The following is an 8,159-nucleotide window of genomic DNA, read 5'->3' as shown; positions in this document are numbered from 1 at the left end:
CGGGATATCGGCGGAAGCGTCAGAGGTGTATAGGAGACAGGCGGCACGCCGAGCGCCTCGGCATTGGCGCGCGCGGTCGCGAGCCGATCGGCGCGCGTTTCGATCCCGATCGCGCGATTGCTACGCGCCGCCAGCAGCCATTCGATCCCGATCGAGCCGGCACCGGCGCCGATGTCCCACAGCAGCTCATGGCCGCGCGGCGCCAGCGTCGACAGCGTCACCGCGCGGATCTCGCGCTTGGTGAGCTGGCCGTCGTGCTGAAACAGCTCGTCCGGCAGGCCGCTGACGCACGGCATGATCACGGCATTCGGCTCCGCGGCTGCGGCGATGCCGAGTGCGACTGGAGCGGTGACGTCGGGGAAAGCGAAGATCGAGGCGGTGGTTCGCCGCACGCGCTCGCGCGGGCCGCCGAGTGCTTCGAGCACGGTGAGTTCGGACGCGCCGAAACCGTTCGCCGCGAGATACGCGGCGATCTCGCCGACCGCGGCGCCGTCGCGCACCAATACGATCAGCCGCGCCTGCGGGCGGAGATGCGGACGCAGCGTCGCGACGGGGCGCGCGTGCAGGCCGAGCGTCACCGCGTCTTCCAGGCGCCAGCCGAGCCGCGCAGCGGCCCAGGCAAAGGTCGATGGCGCCGCCACGGCGGTCCATTCATTTGCCGCGAGATGATCGGCCAGCACCGATCCCGCGCCGTGCCAGAACGGATCGCCGGAGCACAGCACGGCGACGCGGCGGCCACGCTGCGCCAGCACGTCGGGGAGCGAGGCCGCGAACGGCACGCGCCACGGCATTGTGGGCTTGTTCAATGCGGCGACGAGGGAGAGATGGCGATCACCTCCGACGATCAGCTCGGCGGTGTCCAGCAGCGCCCGTGCGCGCGCCGACAACCCCTTGAGGCCGTCCTCACCGATTCCGACGATGGACAGCCAGGGCTGCGTCGTGTCATCGCTGGTGATCATGACGCTCCCTTCATCGCATCGCTCGCGCGTATTGATCCTCGGCGGCACTGCCGATGCCTCGGCGCTCGCCCGGGCGATCGCCGCCGAGCCGGCCGTCGACGCGGTGCTGTCGTTCGCCGGCCGCACCGATCACCCGAAGCCACCGCCGATCCCGTTTCGCGTTGGTGGCTTTGGCCGCATCAGCGGCTTGGTCGATTACTTGCGCGCCGAGCGGATCGAGCGCGTCGTCGATGCGACGCATCCATTCGCGGCGCAGATGAGCCGCCACGCGGTGATCGCCTGCGCCGAAGCGGGCGTGCCGCTGTTGGCGTTGGAGCGGCCGGCGTGGCAGGCGGTCGCCGGTGATCGCTGGGTCGATGTCGAAGATCTCGCTCAGGCGGTGAGCGCGCTCGGCGCAGCGCCGCGGCGGGTGTTTCTCGGCATCGGCCGCCAGAACCTCGAGCTGTTCGCGGCGCAGCCGCAGCACGCCTATCTGGTCCGGCTGGTCGATCCACCGCGCGGGCCGCTGCCGTTGCCGAATGTCGATATCGTGGTGGCGCGCGGACCGTTCGATCTCGCCGGCGACCGCGCGCTGCTGCGGGCGCACCGCACCGAGATCGTCGTCGCCAAAAATGCCGGCGGCGATGCGGCTGTTGCCAAGATCACCGCGGCGCGCGAACTCGGGCTGCCGGTGATCATGGTGAAGCGGCCCGCGGTGCCGGATCGGCACTGCGTCGCGACGGTCGCCGATGTGATGGCCTGGCTCGGTCACGACACCGCTCCGGAGAACCGCGGGGTGTAGACGAAAGCGGCGCCGCTGCGACGCGGAATGATCCGGGTCTGCGACGAGCCGATCATCACCAGCGTGCGCATGTCGGCGCGTTGCGGCACCGCCTCGCCGAGCGGCGCCACGTCGATGCGTTCGCGTGGATCGCTGATAGCGGTCGCAAAGATCACCGGCACGGACGCGGGATGGATGGTGCGCAGCAGCTCGAAGGCGCGGCCGAGCTGCCACGGCCTGGCCTTCGAGATCGGGTTGTACAGCGCGATGACGAAATCGGCCTCCGCTGCGGCGCGCAGCCGCTTCTCGACGGTCTCCCACGGCTTGAGATTGTCCGACAGGTTGATCGCGCAGAAATCGTGGCCGAGCGGCGCGCCGATCCGCGCCGCGGCGGCGAACATCGCGCTGATGCCGGGCAGGATGCGGATGTCGAGCTCGCGCCACGACGGATCGCCGGCTTCGATCGCTTCGAACAGCGCCGCCGCCATCGCGAACACGCCGGGATCGCCGGAGGAGACGATGACGACATGGCGACCCTCGGCCGCCAGCCGCAGCGCGAAGCCGGCGCGATCGAGCTCTTCGCGGTTATCAGACGCGTGCCGCTGCAAGCCTTCACGCTCAGCGACGCGCGCCACATAGGGCGCGTAGCCGACGATGTCGGTGGCGCGCGCCAGCGCTGCGCTGACTTCGGGGGTGATCAGTTCCTGCGCGCCGGGCCCGAGGCCCGCGACGACGACAGATCCGGTCATGGCCGTCGTCCCTGTCCGTGGACCAGCACGATCGAGAAGTAAGGCGCGTCGTCGGTGGTCTTGTCGGCGAGCGGCATCACGACCTGATCGTCCATCGCGCCGCGCTCGACATAGATCGCGCGATCGAGCAGGCCGGCGTCGTCGAGCGCGCGGCGCACCTTCGGCAGATTGCGGCCGAGCTTCATGATCACGATTGCATCGCCGGTGGCGAGCGCCGCCTTCAGCCGCGCTGGTCCGAGCGTTGCCGGCACCACGCAGAGCACGTCGTCGCCATAGGTGATCGGCGTGCCGCTCGCAGTCCAGCATGCCGCCATGCCGGAGATGCCCGGCACGACTTCGACGCGGATGCGCGGCGCCAGCCGGCTGTGCAGATGCATGAACGAGCCGTACAAAAAGGGATCGCCTTCACACAGCACGACGACGTCGCGGCCTTGCGCGATGTGGTCGGCGAGCCGCGCGACGCATTGTTCGTAGAAGCTGCGCAGCGTCGCCGCATAGGCCGGATCGTCGAGTGCGATCTCGGTCGTCACCGGATAGTCCATCGGTTCTTCGATCACGCCCTCCGGCAGCAGGCCATCGGCGATGCGGCGGGCGTGGCCGGGGCGTCCGGCTTTGCGGAAATACGCCACCACCTTGGCGCCACCGATCAGCCGCGCAGCGCGGACGCTCATCAGGTCTGGTGCGCCTGGGCCGACGCCGACGCCGTAGATCGTCGGTGTGCTCATTCGCGTTCGCTCGCCAGCGCGTTGATCGCCGCAGCCGTCATCGCGCTGCCGCCGCGCCGGCCGCGCACGATCACGCAAGGCGAGGGTGAGTCCGTCAGCAGCGCGTCCTTGGATTCGGCGGCGCCGACGAAGCCGACCGGGATGCCGATAATGGCCGCGGGCCGCGGTGCGCCGGGCTCGGCGAGAATTTCGAGCAGGCGGAACAGCGCGGTTGGCGCGTTGCCGATCGCGACCACAGCGCCCTGCATCCGGTCGCGCCACAGATCGACGGCGGCGGCCGATCGGGTGGTGCCGAGCTTTGCAGCGAGGGCAGGAACGTCAGGATGGTTCAGCGTGCAGATCACTTCGTTGTCGGCCGGAAGCCGCTTGCGGGTGACGCCATTGGCGACCATCTGCGCGTCACACAGGATCGGCGCGCCGGCCTGCAGCGCGGCGCGGCCCGCCGCGACGAAGTCGGGCGTGAACGCGATGTCGCCGGCGACTTCGACCATGCCGCTGGCGTGGATGATGCGCACCGCGATCTTCTCCTCGTCGGGCGTGAATCGATCGAGCGCGGCTTCGGCGCGGATGATGGAGAACGACTGACGATAGATCGCGTCGCCGTCTCGTTCGTAGGCGTAAGTCATCGGGCGGCGTCCTCGATCAGCTCGGGGAGAAGGGATGGGGGCTGCTCTGTGTCGGCGACCGCGCTGTCGCTTGAAGTCTCCATCGCGGAGATGCTGAGCCCCGCGGCGAGGGCGAACTGCATCAGGATGGCGCGTGCGGCATCGCCAGCACGCTGAATGTACAGCCTGTTCAGGCGACGGAGCGTCGTGGGGGGCAGGTTGGTGATCAGTTCGCTCGGAACACCGGGCTGCTCGCGAGAGCTGAGGACCGCGAAGGCTATCCGCCGGCTGCCGGCGAACGCGGTGATCGCTTCGACGGCTTCACGGCAAAGATCCGCCTGATCCGGCAGTACGATCAGGATCGCGCGCAGCAGCGACGAATCGAGCGAGCGATCACATGCCTGCGCAGCGAAGGAGGCGAGGTCGCTGGTGTGCAGACGGTCGGCGTCACCGGTCCACGCCTCAGCGAAGGCTGCCAGCGTCTCGGCGCAGGGCGACAGCACCGCGATCTCGGCGGCGTCCGGCGGAAGCGACGGCTGAGAACCGGCAATGACACCGGGATGGAGCGCAGTGGGCGGCATCGCGCCGAATCTCGTCGGTTGGCCATCGCGGGCGATGGCTCAAAACCGGCGAACGGACCTGCACTCCGGACCGCCGAAAGACATCCCGGGGCACCCCGCCCGAAACGACGTCATCATAGCAGGCGACGGCAGGTCTCCTGGCTCACGGGTCGTCGCCGATGCAGCCTTCCCGGAAGTTATCCAGTGGCGTGTTGCGTCGGCTCGCCGTTTACAGTTGCGGGGGCAGCTTCGGCTCGGCCGCTGCGGGCAGCGGCCTTCCGATATTCCCTCTTCGTCCTGTCGAGGACAGGACACCGTCGGCGCGCGATGTTTGGGACGGAAACGGCGAACTGTCAATCGACCTTCACGACCAGTTTGCCGGCCTCCCGCGTCCATCAAATTCGCGCCAGCTTGATCAGGATCAAAGCGAGTCGCCCGAGGCGTCCGGAGCCCGCGCTGAAGCGCGGCGACTGCTGTCGATTGCGGCACGCAGCAGCGCCGCTGCCCGGAACGGCGCGTGCAGCGCCTTGCTGAACGGCAGCGCGGCGAACAGGCCAAACACCAGCCCGAGATGGGCGGTGAGCAGCGGCGCCATCGCGGGCGTGCTGCGGAAGCCGAGCACCGCAAGCCCGCTGGCGCCGACCAGGGCCAGCAAGACGAGAAACGCGACGTTGAGCTTGGTCTCGCCGCGGTCGCTCGACGCGCGGTCGGCCCGCGCTTCCAGTGCCAGCAGCCCGACTGCACCCACGGTCATCGTCACGCCGCCGACGAGCCCGAGCATCACCGGCAGGCTGGCGAGCGGGTAGGGCGCCATCACGCCCAGCAGGTGATGATAAGCGGAAGCCGCGATCGTCGACAGGCCGCTGAGCACGAAGCCGCCGGCAGTCAGGTGATGCAAGATCCGTCGCCGCTGCGAGGTTCGCTCATCATGGTCATGGCAGCCGGGTCCGCCGCCGCCGAGGTGGCGCAGCGTGATGATGTCGGAGAGGGCAACCGGCAGCGCGCGCACGATCTCGCTGATCGTCGTCTTTGGCGCGATCGTGCGCCAGTATCGCAAAGTCGCCAGCGTGATCGCAATCACTGCCCACGCGAACGTGCCGCCCGCGAGCCCGGCCATCGCCGGCCACGGCAGCACGCGATAGAACGCGCCTTCGCCAGCGTATGTCGTCCGTAATGCTTCTGGTGAGCCCGTGCCCAGCACCAGCGCGAAGGTGATCAGCAGCGCGAGCGCGACGGTGGCGGGCACGGCGAGCGATGAGGCGCGAAAGGCGCGACCGAGCGCGGGCGGCCACAGATGGTCGGCATAGGAGCGCTGCCGAAGATCGGCGAACGTCGCCGGCAGGTTGACGGCGAACGGATGTGGTGGTGCGTATTGGCAATCATGCCAGCAGCCCTGGCAGTTGTGGCACAGGTTCGACAGGTAGCTGACGTCGCTCAGGCTGAAGTTGTGCTTGCCGTCGATCGCTGGAAACACCGGGCAGAGCCCATCGCAATACATGCAGGCGCTGCAGATCCGCAGCACGCGCTCGGCTTCGAGCATCGGATCAGCCGCGGACATGGCGCGCTGCCTCCTCACCTGCGATCTGGCCGAATACTGCCGATAGGGTGATGCCGAGCCCGGCGAGATAGCCGCGGCGCAGCACATTCGCAGCCATGATCATGCCGGCCGCGAACAGGTCGTCGTGGCGGCGACCGTCGGCCTGGACCACCCGCATCGTTGCATCCACCTTGATGCCGTAGTGCACGAACGTCAGCCCCGGCCGCATCGGATAGGCGGCAAATGGTGGCTCCGCGATGGTACGCGCGGCGTTGGCCGGGGCGGCATTGAAGTCCTCGATGCTTTGCAACAGAGCCGTGGGATCGATCTGCAGCGCGGCAGCTAGTTCGCCGAGGTTCGGCGCAGTGACTGGCGCCAGGGCGGATGGCGCGGCACGGGCGAGGCCTTGGGTATCGAGCACCAGATAAGCGATCTGGCCTGGGCAGGCGGCGATCCTTGGTCCCCATTTGGCGTAGTGCGTCGGCTGGGATCCGGCCCCTACGACGTCGATGCGAGCACCGGATCGATCGACAACGACGCCGAGTGGAATCGACGTGATCCGGGTCACGATGCCGCCATCGAATTGCGGCCCGCGCGCATCGACCGGAACGACATGGCATGTAGTCGGATCGCCGATCGCACAGCCGCCGGCCCCGATCAGCAGATCGAGCAGGCGGCCGTCGGCATAAGGCGTGCCGCGGACCATCCAGCCCTCGGCAGTGCTGCCGAAATTGGCGCGCAGCCACGCCGGGTCGGCGCCCGCGCCTCCGGCGCAGACGACGACACTGCGCGTGCGGATTGGGGCGTCAGTGCCGGTGCTACGCACGTTGACGGTCCAGCCGCTGCCCTCGCTGTGGAGAATCGATCGGACCTCGCTGTCGTAGTTGATTGCGATGCCTAATCGCTCGGCAGATGCGTACAACGCATTGATCATTGCCTTGCCGCCGCCGAGCGGAAATGCGGTGCGGCGGGAATACGGCATCACCCCGGTGCCGGGCGGCTGCAGATGCACGCCGTGTTCGATCAACCAGCCAGCGATGCTGTATGAACGTTCGATCAGCGCCTCCGTGAGAACCCGGTCGGTCTCCTCACCGGTCACGCTGCGCAGCTCGGCGCGCAATTCATCCGCCGTATAGCGATCGGGGACGTAGTCGAGCGGCGTCTCGTGCGTCAGCCGGAAATTGCGACCGTGGCGCGCATTGCCGCCGCGCAAGGGCCGCGGTGCCGCTTCGAGCAAGCGCACCGCAGCGCCGCCTCGGCGCGCGGCGATCGCCGCGCAAAGACCGGCGATGCCGCCGCCTATCACCGTCACATCCCACAGCAAGATGCGGTCAATCCGGTCGAGATGATGCGCCTTCGTCGCTCGACAGCGGACAGGGAGGGCGCGGCTTGGTGGACCTTCGTCTTAGAGTGCGGCTCCGGGACGTTGTCAATCTTGCGCCGGCGGCATCGGCGTGCTGTGGTACTGCCTGCTTCGGTGCCCTTCGTTCGAAGGGTGAAACGGGAATGCGGTGCGGCGCGCAATCGCCAAATCCGCGGCTGCCCCCGCAACTGTAAGCGGACCGCTTCCGGTCACACCGCCACTGAGCACGGCGCAACAGCCGCTCGGGAAGGCGATCGGGACAATGTCCGCGAGCCAGGAGACCGGCCGAAGTCCGAAAACCATGCCATTCGACGGTGGGTCGAAGAAGGACACAGCCATGCCGCACCAACCGCCGACCTGACGCGCCTCCGCTTTCGCGGAGAAATTCCTTCGTCGCCCGAACGAACCAGCGTGCGCCCGGCTTAGCTGTCGCCGCCGCAACGGTCGTTTGCACGTCCTGACTGCCCCGCAGAAGCGGTGGCAGAGCATTCCGATTGCCGAGCTTCCGATGCACGCGCCCTTGCTCGATCCACGTATCCTGGCCGTTCCGCCGGTCAATCACGCCCATGAGTCCGAGCTGCGAGCCCGGCTCGATGGCAAGGCGAAGCCGCCGGGCTCGCTCGGCCGGCTCGAAGAACTCGCCGTGCAGCTCGGGCTGATTTGGCATCCGGCGCCGCCGCGGGCCGAGCGGGCGGCGGTGTTCATCTTCGCCGGCGATCACGGCCTCGCCGCCGATCGGGTATCGCCATATCCAGCGAGCGTGACCCGCGCGATGGTCGAAGCTTATCTGGCAGATTGCGCCGGCGTGAACGTTCTCGCGAAAGCGGCGGCGACCGAGGTGCGGATCGTCGACGGTGGCATCGATGCCGAGATGCCCCCGCCTCCCCAGCTGATCGCTCGC

9 protein-coding genes and 2 riboswitches are annotated in these 8,159 nt (G+C 68.5%); of the genes, 2 read left to right on the top strand and 7 right to left on the bottom strand.

Annotated features, from left to right (window positions below; translation table 11 throughout):
• On the bottom strand, positions 1-959 hold a 959-nt coding region (cbiE, locus tag DU475_RS22160; protein ID WP_164633340.1), incomplete at its 3' end, for a precorrin-6y C5,15-methyltransferase (decarboxylating) subunit CbiE.
• On the opposite strand from cbiE, the gene DU475_RS22155 reads away from it, so the two are divergent.
• The gene (locus tag DU475_RS22155; protein WP_047309078.1) at positions 958-1,740 is read left to right on the top strand and encodes a cobalt-precorrin-6A reductase; all 783 of its coding nucleotides are present in this window, start codon (positions 958-960) and stop codon (positions 1,738-1,740) included. The genes cbiE and DU475_RS22155 overlap by 2 nt on opposite strands.
• Here DU475_RS22155 and cobJ read toward each other — a convergent pair.
• The 6 genes from cobJ to tcuA form a co-directional block, all read right to left on the bottom strand.
• Positions 1,707-2,468 carry a precorrin-3B C(17)-methyltransferase gene (cobJ, locus tag DU475_RS22150; protein WP_047309079.1) on the bottom strand — a complete coding sequence of 254 codons (762 nt, stop codon included), beginning with the start codon at positions 2,466-2,468 and terminating at the stop codon, positions 1,707-1,709. The two genes, DU475_RS22155 and cobJ, sit on opposite strands and share 34 nt — an antisense overlap.
• A complete protein-coding gene (locus DU475_RS22145) occupies positions 2,465-3,193 on the bottom strand; it encodes a precorrin-2 C(20)-methyltransferase (protein WP_013503111.1) in 729 nt (242 codons plus the stop codon). Before DU475_RS22145 ends, cobJ begins: the two co-directional genes overlap by 4 nt.
• Positions 3,190-3,819 (bottom strand): precorrin-8X methylmutase, encoded by a 630-nt coding sequence (locus DU475_RS22140; RefSeq protein ID WP_013503110.1) that lies wholly within the window; start codon positions 3,817-3,819, stop codon positions 3,190-3,192. The genes DU475_RS22145 and DU475_RS22140 overlap by 4 nt, the downstream gene beginning before the upstream one ends.
• Entirely contained in the window at positions 3,816-4,379 is a 564-nt protein-coding gene (locus DU475_RS22135) for a hypothetical protein (RefSeq protein WP_013503109.1), read from the bottom strand. The genes DU475_RS22140 and DU475_RS22135 overlap by 4 nt, the downstream gene beginning before the upstream one ends.
• A gap of 110 nt (positions 4,380-4,489) precedes the next feature.
• A riboswitch (cobalamin riboswitch) is annotated at positions 4,490-4,692 on the bottom strand.
• 87 nt (positions 4,693-4,779) lie between these two features.
• A complete protein-coding gene (gene tcuB, locus DU475_RS22130; RefSeq protein ID WP_047309080.1) occupies positions 4,780-5,916 on the bottom strand; it encodes a tricarballylate utilization 4Fe-4S protein TcuB in 1,137 nt (378 codons plus the stop codon).
• Positions 5,903-7,207, bottom strand: a complete 1,305-nt coding sequence (gene tcuA, locus DU475_RS22125; protein ID WP_164633341.1) for an FAD-dependent tricarballylate dehydrogenase TcuA — start codon at positions 7,205-7,207, stop codon at positions 5,903-5,905. Before tcuA ends, tcuB begins: the two co-directional genes overlap by 14 nt.
• A 146-nt stretch (positions 7,208-7,353) precedes the next feature.
• Positions 7,354-7,562: riboswitch (cobalamin riboswitch) on the top strand.
• Positions 7,563-7,766: 204 nt separating this feature from the next.
• On the opposite strand from tcuA, the gene DU475_RS22120 reads away from it, so the two are divergent.
• On the top strand, positions 7,767-8,159 hold a 393-nt coding region (locus DU475_RS22120; protein WP_164633339.1), incomplete at its 3' end, for a nicotinate-nucleotide--dimethylbenzimidazole phosphoribosyltransferase.

Origin of the sequence: Rhodopseudomonas sp. WA056 (assembly GCF_010906995.1) — a bacterium.
GTDB lineage: Bacteria > Pseudomonadota > Alphaproteobacteria > Rhizobiales > Xanthobacteraceae > Rhodopseudomonas > Rhodopseudomonas palustris_G.
Note: the sequence above shows the minus strand (reverse complement) of the source record. Positions and strands in the feature narration are given on the sequence as shown.

Coding starts and splice junctions, on each gene's coding strand:
- DU475_RS22155 (WP_047309078.1), top strand. CDS start 958: ATGACGCTCCCTTCATCGCATCGCTCGCGCGTATTGATCCTCGGCGGC.
- cobJ (WP_047309079.1), bottom strand. CDS start 2,468: ATGACCGGATCTGTCGTCGTCGCGGGCCTCGGGCCCGGCGCGCAGGAA.
- DU475_RS22145 (WP_013503111.1), bottom strand. CDS start 3,193: ATGAGCACACCGACGATCTACGGCGTCGGCGTCGGCCCAGGCGCACCA.
- DU475_RS22140 (WP_013503110.1), bottom strand. CDS start 3,819: ATGACTTACGCCTACGAACGAGACGGCGACGCGATCTATCGTCAGTCG.
- DU475_RS22135 (WP_013503109.1), bottom strand. CDS start 4,379: ATGCCGCCCACTGCGCTCCATCCCGGTGTCATTGCCGGTTCTCAGCCG.
- tcuB (WP_047309080.1), bottom strand. CDS start 5,916: ATGTCCGCGGCTGATCCGATGCTCGAAGCCGAGCGCGTGCTGCGGATC.